15 protein-coding genes are annotated in these 20898 nt (G+C 46.2%); 7 read left to right on the top strand and 8 right to left on the bottom strand.

Annotated features, from left to right (window positions below; translation table 11 throughout):
• The first annotated feature begins 68 nt into the window (after positions 1–68).
• From DVG78_RS21130 to DVG78_RS21120, 3 genes are all read left to right on the top strand, one after another.
• Positions 69–1679, top strand: coding sequence for a SusD/RagB family nutrient-binding outer membrane lipoprotein (locus DVG78_RS21130; protein WP_114463029.1), 1611 nt, complete (start codon positions 69–71; stop codon positions 1677–1679).
• A gap of 51 nt (positions 1680–1730) precedes the next feature.
• Positions 1731–2282 carry a hypothetical protein gene (locus tag DVG78_RS21125; RefSeq protein WP_114463028.1) on the top strand — a complete coding sequence of 184 codons (552 nt, stop codon included), beginning with the start codon at positions 1731–1733 and terminating at the stop codon, positions 2280–2282.
• Positions 2283–2488: 206 nt separating this feature from the next.
• Positions 2489–3121 carry a nitroreductase family protein gene (locus tag DVG78_RS21120; protein WP_114463027.1) on the top strand — a complete coding sequence of 211 codons (633 nt, stop codon included), beginning with the start codon at positions 2489–2491 and terminating at the stop codon, positions 3119–3121.
• A gap of 172 nt (positions 3122–3293) precedes the next feature.
• On the opposite strand, the gene trpF is transcribed toward DVG78_RS21120, so the two are convergent.
• The 8 genes from trpF to DVG78_RS21080 form a co-directional block, all read right to left on the bottom strand.
• Positions 3294–3911, bottom strand: coding sequence for a phosphoribosylanthranilate isomerase (gene trpF, locus DVG78_RS21115; RefSeq protein ID WP_114463026.1), 618 nt, complete (start codon positions 3909–3911; stop codon positions 3294–3296).
• Between the two features lie 111 nt (positions 3912–4022).
• Entirely contained in the window at positions 4023–8774 is a 4752-nt protein-coding gene (locus tag DVG78_RS21110) for an SdrD B-like domain-containing protein (RefSeq protein ID WP_158550069.1), read from the bottom strand.
• Between the two features lie 286 nt (positions 8775–9060).
• Entirely contained in the window at positions 9061–10401 is a 1341-nt protein-coding gene (locus tag DVG78_RS21105; protein WP_114463024.1) for a lysyl oxidase family protein, read from the bottom strand.
• Between the two features lie 153 nt (positions 10402–10554).
• Complete coding sequence (locus tag DVG78_RS21100) at positions 10555–11397, bottom strand: transglutaminase family protein (protein WP_114463023.1); 843 nt, start codon at positions 11395–11397, stop codon at positions 10555–10557.
• 65 nt (positions 11398–11462) lie between these two features.
• Positions 11463–12197 carry a proteasome-type protease gene (locus DVG78_RS21095; RefSeq protein WP_114463022.1) on the bottom strand — a complete coding sequence of 245 codons (735 nt, stop codon included), beginning with the start codon at positions 12195–12197 and terminating at the stop codon, positions 11463–11465.
• Between the two features lie 106 nt (positions 12198–12303).
• Positions 12304–13266, bottom strand: coding sequence for an alpha-E domain-containing protein (locus DVG78_RS21090; protein ID WP_114070177.1), 963 nt, complete (start codon positions 13264–13266; stop codon positions 12304–12306).
• Positions 13267–13485: 219 nt separating this feature from the next.
• Positions 13486–14646: an aldose epimerase family protein gene (locus DVG78_RS21085; protein WP_114463021.1), complete on the bottom strand. Its 1161-nt coding sequence runs from the start codon at positions 14644–14646 to the stop codon at positions 13486–13488.
• A gap of 121 nt (positions 14647–14767) precedes the next feature.
• On the bottom strand, positions 14768–16027 hold the full coding sequence (locus DVG78_RS21080; RefSeq protein WP_114463020.1) for a DEAD/DEAH box helicase: 1260 nt from the start codon (positions 16025–16027) through the stop codon (positions 14768–14770).
• Between the two features lie 424 nt (positions 16028–16451).
• Between DVG78_RS21080 and DVG78_RS21075 the strand changes: the two genes are divergently transcribed.
• The 4 genes from DVG78_RS21075 to DVG78_RS21065 all read left to right on the top strand — a co-directional run bounded on the left by DVG78_RS21075 (position 16452) and on the right by DVG78_RS21065 (position 20791).
• Entirely contained in the window at positions 16452–17495 is a 1044-nt protein-coding gene (locus DVG78_RS21075) for a helix-turn-helix domain-containing protein (RefSeq protein WP_114463019.1), read from the top strand.
• A gap of 106 nt (positions 17496–17601) precedes the next feature.
• On the top strand, positions 17602–17763 hold the full coding sequence (locus tag DVG78_RS30665; RefSeq protein WP_374755727.1) for a DUF1010 domain-containing protein: 162 nt from the start codon (positions 17602–17604) through the stop codon (positions 17761–17763).
• A complete protein-coding gene (locus DVG78_RS21070; protein ID WP_374755726.1) occupies positions 17732–19921 on the top strand; it encodes a S9 family peptidase in 2190 nt (729 codons plus the stop codon). The genes DVG78_RS30665 and DVG78_RS21070 overlap by 32 nt, the downstream gene beginning before the upstream one ends.
• A gap of 135 nt (positions 19922–20056) precedes the next feature.
• The gene (locus DVG78_RS21065; protein ID WP_158550068.1) at positions 20057–20791 is read left to right on the top strand and encodes a carboxypeptidase-like regulatory domain-containing protein; all 735 of its coding nucleotides are present in this window, start codon (positions 20057–20059) and stop codon (positions 20789–20791) included.
• The last annotated feature ends 107 nt before the right edge of the window (positions 20792–20898 follow it).

Below are 20898 nucleotides of genomic sequence, written 5' to 3'. Positions count from 1 at the left end.
TCGTAAATCCAAAATTCTCTGTAAAACGGACCACGGTAAATGACTACATCACTTAATTCTGAAACACAATGAACCGAATAAACAATTATATAAAATATGGCGTGCTGACGGTGGCCATGCTGCTCCTGAACGCCTGTAATCTCGACATCAATACCGACCCCAATAATCCCTCGGCAGTTTCGACGGCCCAATTGCTGACCAATGCACAATTGGACATCGTCAACTCGATTGGGTCAGGGTCTCCCGGATTGTCCAATCCTGCGGGGGTTTTTGTACACCAAGTAACCCAACGCAGTACTAATGACCAATATGCCATCACTGGGCAGGATTTTGCGGGAACGCAGGCTTGGGCCAACCTCTACCGCGCCATCCAAAACCTGAATGTACTGTCTGACCAAGCCACTGCCAACCAACAGTTTACCTACGCTGGTGTGGCCCAAATCATGAAAGCGCTGGCGTTTAGTTACATGGTCGATGTGTGGGGTGATGTGCCGTTTACGGAAGCCAGTACGGCGGCCAAAATTCAGTTCCCAAAGTTTGATAAAGGGCAGGATATTTATCCGCAACTCTTTACCCTGATTGACGAAGGAATTGCCAACCTCGCCAAAGCGTCGGCACTCAGCCCGCGTACCGATGATTTGATTTACGCGGGCAATTTGGTGCGTTGGCGGCAGTTTGCCAAATCTTTAAAACTAAAACTGTACAATCAAATTCGGTTGGTACAAAACGTAAGTGCGCCCGTCAATGCGCTGATTGCAGAAGATGACTTAATGAAGGCAGGCGGGAATTTTTCGCTAAACTACGGCACTTCAAGCGCCCCCGACAACCGTCACCCTGCGTTCAGGGAAGATTACAACATCACCACCACGGGGCGTGACAATTACATCAGCCCGTATTTTCACGAAATCCTGCTCGGAACGAGTACGCTCAACCCCATTTTGACGGGTATCCAAGACCCCAGGATTCCGTATTATTATTTCAATCAACTTTCGGCGGCGCGTCCCAACGCCCAAAACGCGGTGGAATATCGCAACGGTAACTTTGTTTCCATTTACTTTTCATCGCAAGGGCCCAACCAAGGATTTGACCAATCTTCTTCAATCGCAATCATTGGGCTTTACTACTGTGGCGGGCGTTTTGACGACGGAAATGGCGTAAGCGCCGCAGGGGTAAGCGGAGCCTCCGCGCGCGGCGACGGGCCCCAACGTATCTTGCCGTATCACTCACATCTATTCACCCGGGCCGAATTAGCCCAAACGGGTGTGAGTACTGGAAATGCCAAACAGCTTTTCAGCGACGCCATCAACGCGGCATTTGCCGAAGTCAATGCCTCTGCTGCCCGGGGCGGCGCGCCTGCCATCACAGCCGCCGCCATCAAAGAATACGTAGATGCGGTGTTGGTTAAGTACGACGCGGCTTCCGACAGCGGTAAGTTGGAGTTAATCATGACCGAAAAGTGGATTTCTAATTTTGGTTTCGCGCTTGAATCGTACAACGATATTCGTCGGACGGGTTTTCCAAAAATTTACGACCCCAACACCGACGGCATCGCCTTTACCAACGTCAACCGGGGATATCCGCAATCGTATCCGTACCCCACTCCTGGAGAACTGCAACTGAACCCCAATGCCCCCGCGCAACGCGTGGTAGCCAACGACAAAGTGTTCTGGCAGAAGTAGTTGCCTCTTGAAGAGTGCCGCCTTATTTGTTAATCAATAACGAAAAAAAACATGAAAAATAGCGTAAAAATATCCTTTGTTGGCGCATTACTGGCTGTCGCTTTTATGGGCTGCGAGCCGAAAAGCCCTATTCCTGAAATCAAAAACGGTGCCCATTTCGTGGCATTACCCGACCCGCTGCCCACGGCCGTTACCGCCGCCAATGTCAACACCATCCCCGTACCGTTGACGGGGGTGGCTTCGGCCTCGATGAGTTTTACCACCAAAAGCCAAAACGCAGTTGAAATTGAAAAAGTGGATGCGTACGTCAGCCACGTCAGAGGAACCGTCGTTACGCCAGCGGCGACTACAAGCGCCCCCCACGGAGTAATGGTAAAGTCCATCACGACTCTCAACGGGAAAGAGCAAATCTCGGTCAGTGAGTTACTGACCAAAACGGGATTTGCGACCGCCAACTTGCGCGCCAACGACCGTATTCGGGTGCGTTTTGTGGCCACGATGAAAGATGGCCGGGTATTTTCATGGCAAAATTCAGGGCCGGGAATCACCGTCAACCCACTCGGTAGCACCTTTACGCCACTGCTTGATGTGTTGTTACAATAACACAAAATCAAAATAAAAAAAGCGGCCCGTGAATCCACGGGCCGCTTTTTTTATGTCATGACTTATTGGTATACCAAAACTGTCCTCACATTAACTTACTGATAAACAAGTACTTGATAGTAAACTATATTCATTTTAATCAATAAATGAACGATTTTAAGTAGGCAGCTGTAATATATACAATTACAATTAATGTATTTACAGATATGAGTTTACTTGAAAATTTGCAGTGGCGCTATGCCACTAAGAAAATGACGGGAGAGAAAATTCCGCAGGAAAAAATTGACTATATACTGGAAGCTATACGCCTGTCGCCCTCTTCGTCGGGTTTGCAACCTTACGAGATTTTGGTCATTACAAATCAGGAATTGAAAGAAAAAATACGGCCCATTGCCTTTGACCAAAGCCAAATCACCGATGCTTCCCATCTGTTGGTTTTTGCCGCTTGGGATAAATATACCGAGCAACGCATCAATGATTTTTTTGCTTTTTCAAACGCCGAAAGAGGCCTGCCCGACAGCGCCACCGATGCCTACCGCACGCGGTTGATTACGATGACCACAACACAAACACCCGAACAAAATTTTGCGCATACCGCCAAGCAATCAGCCATTGCGTTGAGTATTGCGTTGCTGGCAGCGGCCGAACAAAAAGTAGATGCTACCCCGATGGAAGGCTACAATGCTGCGGCATTGGACGAGCTTTTGGGCTTGAAAGACAAGGGATTAAAAAGCACCGCCATCTTGGCTTTAGGCTACCGCGATGAGGCAAACGACTGGTTGGCCAAACTCAAAAAAGTGAGAACTCCTAGCGAATTGCTGTACACCCACTTGAATTAAAAAGCCTTGCGGGTTTATATTCAACACTTTACCTGTGTTTTTTTAGTAGTATTTATGCTCTCTGTTTCGCCGCAGAGAGCATTTTTTTATTCATAAAGCAACCCCGAACTGACGAAAGAAACTCCACCCATCGGTGTAAAAAACGGACATAACTTCAACTGACACCCTTAAATTATTCCTCTTCCAGAGCTTCCAATACATCCATTAATTCTCCGAACTCTTTATAGCCGGGACGAATTTCGTCGCTTCCGCGCAGGGCAATACCCGCAATGTTTACATCATCGAGGAGAAAATCTGCATTGTCAACGGTGACTCCGAAGCCCAATAAGATAGAAAAACGAGCGGCCAAAGTGTTCAAAAATGAGGGCCAATCGCCATCTAAAGCGGTGTCTGAACTTGATTCGAGCAAAAAATACGTCGCGTAGGCCGTATAATTGGTCATGATTTCTTCAATCGTGTCGGCATCCTGATCGGCTTCTATGCGGAGGATGAGGGGCTTACTTGTTTCACTTTTAAGCCAAGGCAACAATTCGGCATGGCTCACTTGAATGGCATCGGGTTGGTACTGAATCAACCTTTCCAGCAAGGTTTCAGCCTCAAGGGAGTCGGTTTCGGCCACAATTTGGACCCCCGATACCCATGAACGAATATCTTGAAAACGCTTTAAGTCAACGTAGGCATCACTTGTTTCATCAATCGAAAATCCAAGCATCTCAACCCCCATCCCCGCGCAGTAGCGGGCGTCGGACAGGTTGGTAACATTACTGATTTTTACAATGGTTTTTAACATACTTCCATAAAATTGAGGGACAAATATACGGCTGAAAATGAGAAATCACTGCGGGAAATGCCCCACAGTGATTTCTCTACGAATATACTTACGCCCGCAATTACGTTCTCCTTACTTCTTTTTGACCTTTTGGATGGTAAACGGAATGCACAAATCTTCGGGACAGCAATTGACACCCGTCTCAATGATGATCGGGCAACAGCCATTGGCAGGGCAGGTCTGATTGGAGGCCGTGAAAGTATACGTGCCTACTTCGGTCAATAATACGGTGTTGCCAGCGGCAATCGGGGTTGTTCCCCCGTCCTTAAACCATTGCACATTGGTTAAAAACGCTGGAACATTGACTTCCACTTTTTCCGTTGGACACAGCTTGAACGGAACCGTAAAACACTGACTTTCGATGTCATCCTCTCCTAGTTTGCTATCTCCTGGGGTCGAGTCAATGTCTTTCTCATTGGTCTTGCTGATTTCTGCCGTGTTAAAATGAACACCTTCCTGAACGGCTTTTACTTTGTACGTCAGCGTGACAGTGTCGCCATCGGCTCCTGCGTTGGCCGCAATACCGCCAATCGTCCACGTAATCACATTCCCATTGATGGTTGCACCGCCCCGGCTCGCCGCCAAACTACCCGCTACAAATTGTACCGTCGTCGCAATGCTATCGGCCACTTCCACGCCCGTGGCTGCCGTGTTGGATTGATTAAAGACCTTAATCGTGTACGTCAGCGTATCGCCAATCTGTGCTATTTTGGTATTGATAGACTTCCTAAGGGCCAAATCTACTTCAACGGTACAGTTTTGCGCGTTGATGGTGGCGGCTACCCGCCCAGTACTGATGGCGGCCGGACAACTAGCATCGGTGCTGCGGGCCTGTGCGTAGAAGATGGTATCGCCCGTAACGCTTCCCGATGGTTTATAGTTGAGACCTGTGAAGACCGCCACGCCGCCAGAGGAGGCTGTAAACCACTCGACCGTAGCCAAACCAACGACAGTTGCTTTGATGGTCGGGAAGGTATCGCCAATACAAGCGGTTAGACTTGGAGCAATTAATATTGGTAACGGTGGATTACAGTTACAGTTAGGCCCCGTAATCAGGGTGTCGAATTTACACACTGCACTCAAGCTATCGGTGATTTTCAGCGTAGCTCCCGACGGAATACCCGTAACGGTGTAAGGATTATTGCCCGTCAGTACGCCTTTGTCAACTTTTACCGTACCCATTTTATTGGTTACATTGAAAGTCAGGCTGTAGGTTTGCACGTCCGGCGAACAAACGGGCGCCGCCGTCAAGGTTACGCTTGATTTGATACAAGGAACTACCAAGCCTGCATCAACCGTCAGATTATTGGTTGCCAAGCTGTCAGCGGGTGTCGTTGGATTAAAGACTGGGGCAAGCGTAATGACTTGACTCAAGCCCGTACTTGGGTTAAAATCAGAATCTTTGGTATCGTCGCTTGGGGTATTTTGTTTGGTTGTAATAACACAGGTATCTGGTAAACTCGTTTGGTCGATTTCGACGATGTAGTCACCTGCCAACAGATTGTTGAACAAATATAACCCGTCATTGTCGGTGGTTTTTGTTTGCAATACAGCTCCTGTTTTGGTACCGCCTACGGCAGCGTACAAGTTCACTTTCACGCCCACTACACCTTTTTCGGTTGGTAAATCTTGCAAGCCGTTGTCGTTGGTATCTTTCCAAATCAAATCACCAATGCTACCTACTGGCTTGTCGCAGGCGGGGGCGGTAACCGTGATGCTGTCTTTGCAACCGCCCGCACCTGTGATGATGAGTTTAACACTTGCGGTGGTCAAAGGAATGTTGGCAATGCTATCACCCGTAATGGTCAAACTTGGCACCGTGGTCACTGTACCTCCTGTGGCCACAAACTTGATGGTGTAAGCCGTACCGTTTAAGCGGCAGGCTGGAAAACCGTTAGCCGTTGCAATGGTCGGTTTTGGATTGACCGTTACCACTACACTCGCCGTGTCTTTACAACCGGAGGCATTTTCGGCTACCAAGACATAGGTGATGGTGGTGATAGGGCTTACATTCATGGGCGTAGAGACTGACGTACCGCCAGCGGTGGCGATGGTCCACGTTGGATTAAGTAAAGAAGCATAGTCAATGATTTTTGAAGTCAAATCCACAGATTCGCCTTCGCAAATGGTGGCTGCGCCGTCAGCAATGATTGGTTTAGCGTTGACAGTTAACGTTACAAAAGCAGTATCAGCACATGTTAAATCACCGGTGGTATTGATAATAACGGCATAGTATTTAGTGCCTGCGGTTGTGAGTGCAACGCCAGTAGGCGTGTAAGAGGCCGTAGTTTGACCTGCTATTGAAGCCCCCAAACTAGACGTTGTATCGGCCAATGGACCGTACCATTTGTATTCTACGCCCGTACTTGGAGTTGCATTATAAGCCGAAACGGTGGCTCCTGAACAGATTGTTTGGCTTTTGGTGGTGACTACGGCTACGGGTTTAACGCACAACTCAACACACTCGTAAGTGTACGTCACTTTTGCACTCGCGTAGGCTCTCGTGCGCTGGATGGCATATATATTGCCACCACCTCCACTCAAAGAAAGACCCGATGACGTACTCACATTCAAAGGAACATTCCCTGTACCGATGAATGGGGCTAAATCGCCGACAGTTGTATAGGTGAATGAACCCGTAGCGGTATCCTCAACCATCGGAACCACGAACATATCATCGTCATTGGCAGCATTGCCCGTGGCGTTGGTTACCCATTTTGGGTCTGTCCGTGGGTCTTTGAATAAAGTTAGATAATTACTCACCCAAGAGACCATTCGACCTAAAGTAGTAGGATTACTACTTTGAATGCTATCCCCAGCCCAATTCCCGCTCGCAGGCACCAGAATCCCCCCCGGCAGCGTCGTTTCAGGAATAGGCATCGTCAATGAGGAATTAGCAATCTCCACACCATTTAATTCAATGTAAGCATCCGACGTTCCAGTTGCCTCAAACGTTTGTGATTGGGCTGCACGATTTTCAAAAACGAACGCAGTCTTACCACCTACTTCATATTCCAACTTAACTGATTGCAAAACTCTTGTGCCTCCTTGCTCATCAAACTTGGGAATTATTATTGGTAATTTATCAAGATCAGTTACATCAACTTGAGTAGCATATTGATAACTAACGGTGCTTGGAGTACCCTCAACACAGGCTACCGCACAAGTGCCAGAGTCTGTAATGCTGAGGGTTGTCGAACAGCCCGTTACATTATCAGTAATGGTAAGCGTGACATTGCCTTTGCCAGCGCTACCCGTGGGGGTACGCAACGCAGCCTCTAAGCCACAGTTGAGCGATGTAGCGGGGCTGCCGTTAGAAAGCGTTACTGCCAAGGGATTGCCGCCCTGCGTGGCCGTAACGGTAAAGGTATGCAAACTGATGGGCGCGTCGGTCACTTTAATGCTGAACGTCATGTAATCGTCGGTGGCATCTTCTGGCGTTCCGTTGGCATGACAAACAGCCGTAGCCGTAGGCACACTGATCACGGGCAGCACCGCTACCGTTACCGTAGTGTCTTTGAAACAATCGTTGGCACCGTTGAACACCCGAATTGTAAAGGTTGAATCGGCCGCGTGACTGATGTTGTTTTTCAAAGTCACTGACAATATACCTACCACCGTGGCTGCCTCATAGGCTGGGCCTGTATAGGTATTGCCTTTACTGATACCGTATTTATCTCCATTGGTAGCCGTCAGTTCGATTTTGCCGGGAATGGTGCAAGTGGGATCGGTGGCTACTACCGTGCGCGTGGGTGGTGTACATACGGGAACACTTCCACAATCTGTTATTGAACAATCGACGGTGTAGACAACCGCTGTCGCTTGATTGTTGGCATTCACTACGTCAAAGGCATTTCCTGCGGTGTTTTGATCACAAAACTTCATATTTGTACCGTTAAAACCACCACTGACCGAAATGGTACTCGTGCCGTTTAGAACCACTATTCGTCCATTCGTTCCCGTAACTTGTTTATTGATTGTTAGGTTACCATCTTCGATGATGAGCGTACCATCGTTCAATTTACCTGGCCCGTTAAAATTCACATTCCCCTTCACCTTCATACACCCACTATTGATGTATTCTTTTCCCGGGCCTTTATCTCCGACAATAAACTCACACGCAACGGAGCCGAAGTTGCCACAAATGGTTTCGGTCAACCCCTCATTCAAAAAAGCCCCATGATTATAAAAGTAACGGCCAATTGAAATCTTGCCACCTGCGTCATTATAAAAACGAAAAGCTTCTTCATTCTCTAAGTTGGACACCGTAAAAATGCCATAATTCTCAAAAGTATTACCGTTGCCAATCTTAAACAAAGAGGTAGCAGTAGCGGTCATTATCGACGTCGGAGTGTCGTTGTAGAGCTGAAAAGTACCTTGATTGTTAATACCAGCCGTTGCCGTCCAAGTCATTGTACTGCTGTTGCGAATAATTACCCCTGAGCCAAAACCCTGTGAGTCGGTATTAAGCGTAGCGCCCGCATTATTATTGACCTCCATTGTGCCACCACCGTTGATATTATAGCTACCATTCATGTTGAACGTACCATAATTGTTGATGACGAGGTTTCCGCTGACGTTAAAGCCAAAAGGCTGCGTCCATGATACACCCGGTGATATACATATCGTGTTGACCCCCGATCCATTGAAATTGATGTTTAATCCAGAGGGTGCATTTCCGGTAATACAAAGCGTCTCTCCGCCATTTAAGGTAAAGTTGGTATTTCCTGAACCATTGTAAGTGTAGGTACAAGTGCCAGGGCATTGGGCATTGAGACTTAAAAAGGCATTAAATAATAATAATAGGGTAAAAGGTATTTTCATGATTTTAGGCTTTTGTACATTCCCTAAAAACATACCAACTATCTTGCCAAAAAACACAAAATACCAACAATAAATATGCCTATTAGTACCAAAAATTGGAATAATTGGAATATAAAAACCTTTAAATCAGAGTTTTATATTCCAATTGTTCCAAAAACTCAAAAACAAAAAAAAAGGTATATATTTTAAAAAAAATATATACCTAACAGGTCTATTCTCATCTAAACGCTCTCTTTCAATAAGTTATTGGTTCGTTATCAGAATCCATGCCAAATAGCAATTTTAATTAACTCTGTTTTGAAATGACCACTGGCATTGTAAATAAGTTATTACTGCGTTTTTTCTCTTTATATATCCTCGAAGGGTCTATTTCTATCTCTAAAAAGTATTGGCCACTTTTTAAATTTTTGGGCAGTTGAATGTATTGCCCTTCATACATCATACCGTACGTATCATAGCCCCCAACACTAATTCCTTGCTTTTTAGATTTGCAGTCAACGTAATTACCCATTCCATAGTTGGGGAGGTTTTTCTGTCCAAAGTTCACCGAATCTACTTGGCATAAGCCATCGTTATTGCAAATTCCTGAATCAAATAAGCAATAGCTCACTTTTCGGCTCTTACCAATCACTACTTTTTTCTCGGCAAGTCCCTTTTTTTGCTTTTTAATCAGTCTAAACTCCACCCATCCATCTACGTGAAAGTGATTATGACCGGGCTGGTCGTCGAAGTAATTGGTGCCCGCCTCGTAGTCATACCATTCAATTTTATCCCCCTTTTTTTTATATACCCGCTGGTACAACTTTTGCCTTGGAAAAGACCCATCGGCACATTTTGAAGCCGAATCCACGCGGGTACTACCACAATACCATTCCCCTTTACCAATCGTTTCGAGAGGGCCATCGCCGATATTGGCAATCGAAGCCGCAAAACGCAATTGACCCGGATAGTAGGGGTCATCTTTGGGGTATTCTTTCCATTGCGTCTGCGTAAATGTAGGAAGGATAATAAAATCGGGTAAAAGTTCGCACGATGCGCCCTCTGCTCCACAAGTACATCCCGCTCCATTTTCGATATTACATGGCCCTTTGGCTAAGCTGGGCATCGGATTTGGGGAAAACTCAAGAGTAAAGAAATTCAGGCTTCCTCTTAGCCCCGTCTTCAAATCGGAAATGAGTAGTTTCCAAGTACCATTGGGATTGGTTTGATTGTTCAGAAACTCAAAACGCCCATTGGGCGTATATTCTCCCTCAAAAGGCGCCTTGCCATCCTGAATGTACCCCGAAAAACCACTGGCCCGAAAACAAGTTCCGCTATAATTGCCCCCCACGTCTCCCCCGTTCCGATTACTCAGCCAAATACTTGCCCCAGCGGGATTAATAAGTTCAATTTTAAGGTCAGATGCTCGACCGTGGGTAATGTCAAAGCAAACTTTTGTCAAACCAAAATTAGTATCTATTTGTAGAGGCAATCCCTTAATTTGGACAGCAAATGTATCTGCAATCTCTTTACCATTAAAATCGGCTATACGTCCTCCCTGCGCATAAAAACTCTGTGCAAAAATGTCAGTAACCAAGGTTACCCAAAGAATCAACGTACCAACAATATGTACAATTACAAATCTCATTCGTCGGAAATACTTAAAAAAAAGCCACGCAGAAATCCAAACGCGTGTCATAATCACAACAAATCAAGTTCAATAGATGTTTCAAAACGCTTTCGTAAGCACTCCCAAGAAATATCAAATGTAAATTCTTAGTCGCCCATAAAAAATCAATCCTTAAATACCTTCACCCACCGACACTTCGGCCAGCAGCGTAGATTTGGCTCGACCTCTAAACACGCCCGTGACGGGGGCAATCAGGGCTGGGTCGGCAGAGGCCGCTAAATGTACGTGATTATTAATCACCGCGTTGCCTTCTGTCGGGTCAAACCCCCTCCACCCAGCTCCGGGCAAAAAGACCTCGGCCCAAGCGTGCAAATCATGCTCTTGAAGGGCATTGCCGTACAAATAACCACTCACAAAACGCGCCGCAATTCCCAACGCGCGGCAACAAGCCACAAATAGCTGCGCAAAATCACGGCAAGTACCTTTGCGTCCGATGAGCGTATGTTCTGGCAACATCGGAGGACCAACCTCTCGGCGCTCGTACACAAAATTTTGAGAAATATCGCGACACAATGCCGTCAAAAAAGCAACGGTCTTCCAACGTTCGGAAGCCGCCGTTTGACGTGCATATTGCTCCACGTACGTAGTCACGCCTTCCCGCACCAGATACGGTTGAAGGAGTTTTTTGAGTGACTCAGGGTATTGAAAAGGAATTTGCTCGGTTTCAAATGGAAACAACACAAAGCCAAACAGGTTAAAATCCTCGGAGCGCACCGCCATCTCGACCAAAACGGTCAACGAAGAAGTAGCTTCCCGAAAATAAGCAATATGCTGATGGTTTCCTTCGGCGTCGATGTTTTGAACCAACATAGAAGGGACTGGGTCAATCGTCATCGTATACCTGACGATTTGTTGGTGCGGATACGCTTTAGGGTAAAGATAAAACGTATGCGGTTCTAAAATTACCGATTCAGAATACGTGTAAAATAGCCGATGACTGACATTCAGAATCATAATGGTGAGCCTTCCTTTCTCAATAAACTTAAAACAAAACGGCAGGAAAAATCCCTGCCGCTACTTTAGACTTTTTCACGTAGTTTTTCAAAAACTGGGTCCATCCAGTCATTGGGTAAACGCTGGACAGAATTTTGGAGTAACATGCTCCATTGCAACGACAGGTGGGCCAAGTCATCTTTCTGAAAACGATGCTCCGTGACGTGAAAACTATCCCGCTCATACATCACCACATCAATCGGATAATCTACGTCGTTGGCACTTACCCGGGTTGAATCAAAGGATAAAAAACCCACTTTCAGCGCCTCTGCCAAAGAAGAACCATACTTCAAACTCCTGAAAAGCAACGGCTTACCGTAATTGGAATTGCCAATCACAAAAAAAGGAGAGGTTTCACCCACTTCCACCCAATTGCCCTCAGGATAGAGTAAATACAGCATGTGCTCACCATCATCTTCCAATTGTCCGCCCACAATCGCGTGTAAATTGAACCTCAATCCAGCCGCATCCAGTGCTTCTTTGTCTTCGTGCGCTACCCGACGAACCTGCTGCCCGAAAGCATTTACGGCCTTGTATAGTTTATTAAAACTATGGTCCTGTTCTTCCAGAACTTCCCGAAAATACGTCACCGCTTTGTCACGTACCGAGCGCAGCCCCGACGTCATGATAAACATCGAGTGGTGCTCCAACTGGTGAACGGAGATTTTTTTATTGGTACTGACCTCGGTGCCCGAAGTGAGCCGAGTGTCGGCAATCGCCACCAAGCCTGATGCGACTTTAATACCAAGACAATACGTCATAATCTTATCAATAAAAGAGTAAATTCAAATGCACTTATCTTGGCAACAATGGATATTTGTACCAAAATTCATTGACTGAATACAGAAAGAGTAATGAAACGCCTCCTTACTGTTCAACAGGTTTTATATCAAAATAGGTTTCAAAAATACTTTTACTTACTTCATTCCCTCTGATTTGGAACTGATCGAGGTATTGGTGTAAGCCCAATTTAAAAATATCTTCCACTTCCGTAAATTCAATTTCTGAACGGAGCTTGCCCATCATTTTTTCGGCCTGATTGCTGAAACGATTGGTAATCGGCGTTCCTGATATTTCGTACAAAGATAACTCGGCTTGACGAATACAATGCGCCATTGCCCGAGGAAAAAGTTTGTCCAAAATCAAAAACTCCACGATATGCGTTGGGGTAAGCGTCTGATACTGTTGACGATACATATTGTAGGCGCTTACTGATTTAAGCACGGCCGTCCACAAAACCAGCTCCAATGTACTACCCGTAACGTCAGAATCAGGCAATAATGTAAAGTAAGAAACGTCCAAAAAGCGCGAAGTTTTATCGGCGCGCTCCATAAAACGCCCCAATCGACCAAAATGCCAAGCTTCGTTGCGTGTGATGGTCGCATCCACTACGCCGTAGTAAAGTTGGGTTCCGTTGCGTACCTGCGTATAAAAATTCTGCATGTGGTTGAGATCCCATTCTGACTGTGGCTTTACATCTTTAATCCACAGATAAAGTTCATTCAGATTTTCCCACATTTCTTTCGAAATACACTCCCGGATGGTCCGACCGTTTTCCCGGGCCAACATCAAACAACTGTAAATCGAGTTGGGATTTCGCTTATCAAACGTCATAAAATTGATGACATTCTCGCGGGTAGGCTCGTCGTAGTGTTGATAAAAAAGGTAATTGTCGGCAGTAGCAATCAAAAGAGGCTCCCATTGTTCGTTCACATTGGGCGGTAAATCAAATGCCAAATTAAAATTGACTCCTATGAAGCGTGCATAATTTTCGGCTCGCTCAATGTAGCGATTCATCCAGTAAATGGAATCGGCAACGCGGCTTAACATGGCCATATCAGTAAGGTGGGGGTTGGTTTATTGACAATCGCTAAACTAATGCAATAATCCGATATTTGGCAATATTTGACGGGAAATGTTAAGACTGAAGCGAGAACAGAAGGGCAAAAAAGAGCACTTAGCACCCAATAAGGCACTATAAATCAACTAATTAACCTTTAAACTGCACGCCGAAGAAAACCAACTATCGGCTTCTTCGGCGTGAAAAAATTATTTTGTCGAAAACTTATAAACCGTCTTGGTTTTGTAAACTTCTCCGGGGCGCAGCACTACGCTCGGAAACGATGCTTGGTTGGGAGAATCAGGAAAATGCTCGGTTTCGAGGCAAAAACCAGAGCGTTTTGTGTACGTTACACCGTTTTTACCCGTAATAGCGCCATTCAGAAAATTTCCCGTATAAAACTGTACGCCCGGCTCGGTAGTAAATGTTTCCAATACCCGCCCCGAAGTTGGCTCGTACACGGTTGCCGTCGGCGCAAGAGTATCGGCTCCTTTGTTGATGACCCAACAATGGTCATAGCCACCGCCGAATTTGATTTGCTCATCTTTCGGGTCGTCGATGCGGGCGCCGATTTCGGTCAGTTGCAAAAAATCAAACGGCGTGCCTTTCACATCACTCAATTGTCCCGTTGGAATCAGGGTTTTGTCAACGGGGACAAATTTATCGGCGTTCAACTGTACCTGATGCCCCAACACGTCTCGTTTCCCGCCCGTCAGGTTAAAATAGGTATGATTGGTCAGATTGACAATGGTAGGTTTGTCGGTAGTGGCCTTGTACTCAATTTCTAGCGCGTTATCCTCGGTCAATCGGTAGGTTACTTCCGCCGAGAGAGCTCCAGGGAAACCTTCATCGCCATCGGGGCTAGTGTGGGTCAGTTTCAGCGTTTTGGTATCTTCCAAAATCTCGGCTTTCCAGAGCACTTTGTCAAATCCGACTTTGCCGCCGTGCAAGCTGTTAGGGCCATTGTTGGCCGCCAATGAGTAAGTTTTTCCGTCAAGGGTAAATTTTGCATTACCGATGCGGTTGCCATAACGCCCCACCAATGCCCCAAAAAATGGACTGGCTTTTAAGTACCCACTCAGCGAGTCATACCCCAAGACCATGTCTTCAAAAACACCATTTTTGTCGGCGGCAGTCCAGTGGGTAATCAACCCTCCGTAATTTGTAATCTTAACTTCTGTACCTTTTGAATTACGAAGCGTAAAATGGTCGGCCGTTTGGCCATCGGGCAATTGCCCGAAAGTAGTTTTTGTAATCGTGCTCATAGAATCAACAGAGGTGGTTTCGGCTTTCTGATTGGAGCCACCACAGGATAAAAATAAATACGCAATTGTGCAGAATGACAAGAGGGAAACAGCAAGTGGACGCATAGAAATCGGATTTAGTAGAACCCTACAAAAAGCATCTGGGCTTTTCTTTCCTACTCACAAAAACCTTAAGTTCTTCAGTAAAACAGAAAAGCCCTTGACTCACTTTTTTATGCTTCAGCGTTTAGGTTCCGCTTTTGGGGCGTGGGGAGCCCGCAGGACGAGGCTTGTTACTCCGTTGTTTAAACGGTTTTTTCTTGCGTGGCGGGCTTGAATTTACTTCACTCCCACCCGTGTGGTAGCCCGGCCCCGCGCCCAAAGCCGCTGGCAACGACATTTTAGGGATTTCTTTCCCAATCATTCGCTCAATGGCCACAAACTTCCGTTGGTCTTTGTCATTGATAAAGGTAATCGCGGTACCCGTCGTTTCGGCCCTTGCGGTGCGTCCAATCCGGTGAATATAATCTTCGGGGTCGTGCGGTACGTTATAGTTTACCACCAAACTGATTCCCTCCACATCAATCCCTCGTGACAGAATATCGGTTCCAATCAAAATCGGCAGGGCTTTGTTTTTGAATTCCCGCAAAATCCCTTCTCGCTCCTTCTGGTCTAAATCAGAATGGAATGCTTTGGCTGTCAGTTTATTACGACGCAGCTCTTCATCCAATTTTTTAACATTTTCTTTGGTTGAAGCAAATATAATTACGCTGCCAAACTGTCCTTCTTTGAGGATATTTTTGAGCAACGCTATTTTTTGTTCATCGTAAACCAAATAAGCAAGCTGCAAAATTCCTTCGGCGGGTTTGGCCACGGCGATACTGATCTGCTCAGGTTTGTTCAGAATCGTGTTGGCCAACGTTCTGATTTTCGGCGGCATCGTGGCCGAAAACAGCAATGTTTGTCTTTTCTGGGGTAAATAACTGATAATCCGAATAATATCATCGTAAAAACCCATGTCCAACATGCGGTCGGCTTCGTCTAAAATAAGGTGTTGGAGGTTTCCGAAGTTAATTTCACCCATTTGCAACAACGCAATCAAACGCCCGGGCGTGGCAATAATCACCTCACTGCCTTCGGCCAATGCCTTGCGCTGCTGACTCCAAGCCGCCCCATCTCCTCCTCCATAAATCGCGATGGAACTTACGCCCGTAAAGTACCCCAATCCTTCAATTTGCTGGTCAATCTGAATCGCCAGCTCACGCGTGGGTGCGAGTATGAGCGTATTTAGATGTCGGTTGTCGGGAGAGGCGTCAATGATTTTATTTAAAACGGGCAACAGATAAGCCGCCGTTTTGCCAGTGCCTGTTTGGGCGCAGGCAATCAAATCTTTATTATTTAAAATGACTGGAATTGCTTGGGCTTGAATAGGAGTTGGCTGGTTAAACCCCATAGAATGCAGTCCATCTAAAAGTTCTTCGTCAAAATCAAAATCGTCAAAAGTCAAGTGGTGAAGCGTTAGAGGTGAAAGAATAAGGAAAATAACACTGGGAAATTAATGCCATTCCGAAGTTTACAAACGATTAACCTCTAAACCAAAAAATGACTCCCAAAAGGTAGGTAACATAATTATACAACATATAAAACGTGTACGGGTTGGCGGCGAAGTTAGTGCTTATTCTTTAGTAAGGCTTTGTTTTCCGCGAATCTAACATAATTCTTCCATTTTTTAAAATCGAATTTTAACTATATCATCCGTTTCTTATGTATCCTTATGTTTATTAAATAAAATAAATATTATCCCAAAACAAAAGTAATTTTTACATAATATAGGTTTATATTGCTACCAATTTGGGATATAAACACCCTTACTATAATCGTAAACACACCTTTCAGATAGCCCGTTTTATATTTGTTAATTCAACAACGTTATGGAAATTCTCTTAGGACTTAGGCCCTCCCACAACTGGATGGCACAAGTAGCTGAGCAATTTGGCACAGTACCACAATCACCTAATGAGTTTAGTTATGAAAAAGATGATTTATTATTTAGATTAAATTCACTCATCATTGAACCCGAAAAAGTAGCCGTTATTTTGGGCGAAATACGTTGGTCGACACCCCTCAATACGTTGAAAAAATCAATTAATACCAACGATTATTGGATTTTAAGTTTTATCCTTTCTGAAGGTCCTCACACGTACACTTTAATCCATAACAACACAAAACACCAAATAAAGGCAATTAAATCAACGCTTTTTTACAGTTCTAAAATGACCGTAGATACGATTTGGCCCGCTGGCAAACGTTCTCGGTTTATCACCATCGGATTTCACCGGGATTGGATTTGTGAAAAACTCGGCGTAGATGCAACCACCTCATCTAACTCGCCTTTTGTGACAATGTTGCAGTCCGAAAACGGCGTTTACTTTCAGGGAATTTCGCTTTTTGAACGAATTGTTTCATTTGATAACCTCTTTAGTGAAGCCCGCTCTTTGAACTGGGCGCTTTTAGCAGAAGCACAATGCTATGAACTAATCGTAGATTTTATCAGCCAAATCGCGACCATAAAATCCGACCTTTCCAACAATAAATTTAGCCCGTGCGACATCAAGCAAGTGATGGAAGTGGAAAATCGTCACTTTATTGCCACCGGAATGCTCCCCTCACTTGAGTTTTTAGCGGGCGAAGCCAACATGAGCTTATCCAAATTCAAGAAATGTTTTCGGCAGATTTACGGCTCAGCTCCCTATGAATACCACCTTAATCTTAAACTGGACATTGCAAAAAAACTGCTTTTACAAAACAAGTGGACCGTGGCGGAAATCGCAACGCAACTGGGTTATTCAAGCATTGCGAGTTTCAATAAGGTATTCAAAAAGAAGTACAATATGAACCCCACAGCGCTTGTCAATGAGCATTTAAACCAACTGGTTTATAGGATTAAATCCCCTGATGACAATCCGCCCGAGTAAGCGCCATTAAAGCGTACATCAAAACAGGTCAGTGACTGTCACAAAAGTTAAAATAGTATCTTATTTAGGCAAGATGAGGGGGGATTTACCCAAAAAAGTCACCTAAATTTGTAATATCTTAACCCTTTCATCCTATGCTTTTTCTGACGCCTCCCCGCCACCCCAAACCATTGCTTTTTCTGGCACTGCTTGTTCTTTTAAACTTTCCTTCCCAATCCTCGCGAGCGCAGGGGCGTTTGGAAGATTATCAACGCTCAGAAACCCTTAAAAACCGCCTCAAAGACAAAGTCTACAACGCCCCCGCGTTGGTCAACTGGTCGGCGAGCAGTCAATGGGTATGGTATTCCGTGCAAACCGTTCGCGGAAAAGAATTCATGGCCGTTAACCCCAACAACAAAACCCGTCAAGCGGCCTTTGACCACGCACAATTGGCCCAGAAACTCTCTGAGGCAACCAACAAAAAAATAACCCCCTACGCCCTTCCTTTTGGTACATTTACGTACAGTAAAGACGACAAAGAAATAGAATTTAGCGCCGAGGGATTTGTCTGGAATTACGGCCTCACGTCCAACACCTTACGCAAAAAAGAAACCGTCCGCCCCGAAGAACGGCGATATTGGGGCGCGGGGGCCAATGACCAAAACGACAAACCCGTTTTCTCACCCGACAGCACCCGAACGGCTTACATCAAGAATTACAACGTGTACGTTCGTTTTGAGAAAACCAAAAAAGAGACCCAACTCAGTTTCGACGGCTCCGAAGGCGACTATTATTCGGGCTACGTTCAGTGGTCACCCGATTCCAAAAAACTAATTTCGTTTAAAACTCGCCCCAACCAAAAACACCTGATTTACTTCGTGCGCTCGTCGCCCGAAGACCAACTCCAACCCAAACTCGAAAGCCGCGAATACCTCAAACCCGGTGATGCGTTGCCCGTACGCCGCCCTCAGTTATTTTTGGTCGACGAGCAGAAACAACTCCCCGTTGATGATGCGTTGTTTAACCACCAATACGGTTTGTCGCGCTCGGAATGGCGCAAAGACAGCCGCGCATTTACGTTCGAGTACAACCAACGCGGCCATCAGGTGTACTGGGTGTTGGAAATAAATGCCGCTACGGGCGCGGTTCGGGCGGTGATTGAGGAGCAAAGCAAAACCTTCATCGATTACAGCGGCAAACGCTATCGTTACGACGCAGCCGATGGAAAAGAAATCATCTGGGCTTCCGAGCGCGACGGCTGGAACCACCTTTACCTGTACGACGGGCTGACCGGAAAAGTCAAAAAGCAAATCACCAAAGGCGAATGGGTGGTACGCAATGTGGTCAACGTCGACGAAGAAAAAAAGAGCATTATCTTTGCGGCAAGCGGCATGAACCCTCAACAAGACCCCTACTTTGTGCAGTATTATCGCGTCAATTTTGACGGCACCGGCCTGACCTCCCTGACCTCTGAGAACGCCAATCACACCGCCTATTTTTCGCCCGACAAAAAATATTTTGTTGATACCTACTCCCGCGTTGATATGCCACAACTCACCACACTCCGCTCCGCCACCGACGGCTCAGTCTTCATGGAATTGGAGAAAGCCGATATTTCGGAATGGCAAAAAGCGGGTTGGAAAGCCCCCGAAGTATTTACGTCCAAAGGACGCGACGGCAAAACCGACATTTGGGGTATTATTGTTCGCCCTACCAATTTTGACCCCACAAAAAAATACCCCGTCATTGAAAATATCTACGCGGGGCCGCACAGTTCGTTTACGCCTAAATCGTTTATGACCTACAACCGTTCGATGTTTGAACTGGCCGAATTGGGTTTTATCGTGGTGCAACTCGACGGCATGGGTACGTCCAACCGTTCCAAAGCTTTTCACGATGTGTGTTGGCAAAATCTAAAAGACGCGGGCTTTCCTGACCGAATGTTATGGATGCAAGAAGCCGCCAAAAAATATCCCTCACTCGACCTCAGTCGCGTAGGAATCTACGGCACCTCAGCGGGCGGGCAAAGCTCCACGGGTGGACTGTTGTTTTATCCTGATTTTTATAAAGTGGGCGTTTCTTCCTGCGGTTGCCACGACAACCGAATGGATAAAATTTGGTGGAACGAACAGTGGATGGGCTACCCCATCGGGCCGCATTATGCCGACTGCTCCAACGTGACCCACGCCGAAAAACTTCAGGGAAAACTGCTGCTGATTCTCGGCGAAGTAGACGACAACGTCGATCCCGCTTCGACCATGCAGTTGGTGAATGCGCTCATCAAAGCCAACAAAGATTTTGACTTTTTGATGGTGCCCAACATGGCCCACTCCAACGGCGGCGAGTACGGTGAGCGCAAGCGACGGGATTTTTTCGTACGACATTTGCTGGGAATTGAGCCCCCCGCGTGGACCATGCCGATTACGGTGAATGATGGCACGAAATAAATCTGGAGAGGCACTCAACTGAAAAAAGTGGCGGCATCCCGTTTCAGCCGTCGCTTTTTCCGTTTCATCAATTTCATGGTTGGTTGTGCGCACGGAGAAGGGCAATTTTGCCCTGAACAAAAACAACAGCCAATCATGAAAACATTGCTCTACGCCGCTCTGGCGCTGCTTTCGTCCTGCATTCCTCCCCACGCACACGTACATCCTGATTCGGATAGCCCCCAAAAAGGGATTGTATCAGGCCGCGTCGTTGACACCAGCGGTAAGCCTTTGGCCAACGCCGATATAGTGGTCAACAACGCCCAATTTTATAACAATAACATCTTGGGAAAAACCGATGCCAACGGGCATTATAGCCTATCGGTCAATGCTGGCTCGTGGTACGTTCGCGGTACTGTGACCGTCCGTTTTGACAACAAAACCTACGTCCTTGATTTATTTCCCGAAACTACGGGGGCGTTTGCGGGCAGCGAAGGCGCTATTCGTAACTTGCGTTGGAAATTGACGGGAGAAAAACCAAAAGAATTTGGCATGTCGGGGCACTACGGCGGGTCGTTGGATGTGTATGGGGCCATCGGAGAATTCTTCGACACCGACAACGTTGAATTTACTTTTAAGCCCGTCGGAACGCTCATTGACGGCAGCGCGGGTAAAACCCTGACGGTAAAAACGGGCGATGAAAATGCCCAGGACATTCCCCTCGGAAAATATACCGTTACGGCCCGTTATCTGCCCACCAATCAATCGATGCTCCTCCGTCAGCGCAATGCCAGTCAGTCCTACAAAAACTCGGTCACGGCAAGTTTTGAGCCTACTTACCCAGGCGCTACGGGCAGTTATCAGCTCACCTTGGAGGTGAAGCTACCCTAGCCAAATCTGTTATTAAAAAAGAAAAGCAGCACGGCCTCCCTATTTGCCCTTTTTGTGCGAATTAGACTGAGATTATCATTATTTTTGAACACCTCTAAAACAGATTT

The sequence above is a fragment of the Runella aurantiaca genome, assembly GCF_003339505.1.
In the GTDB taxonomy this organism is placed as follows: domain Bacteria; phylum Bacteroidota; class Bacteroidia; order Cytophagales; family Spirosomataceae; genus Runella; species Runella aurantiaca.
The sequence above is the reverse complement of the archived record's forward strand: the minus strand, read 5'-3'. Positions and strand labels throughout refer to the sequence as shown.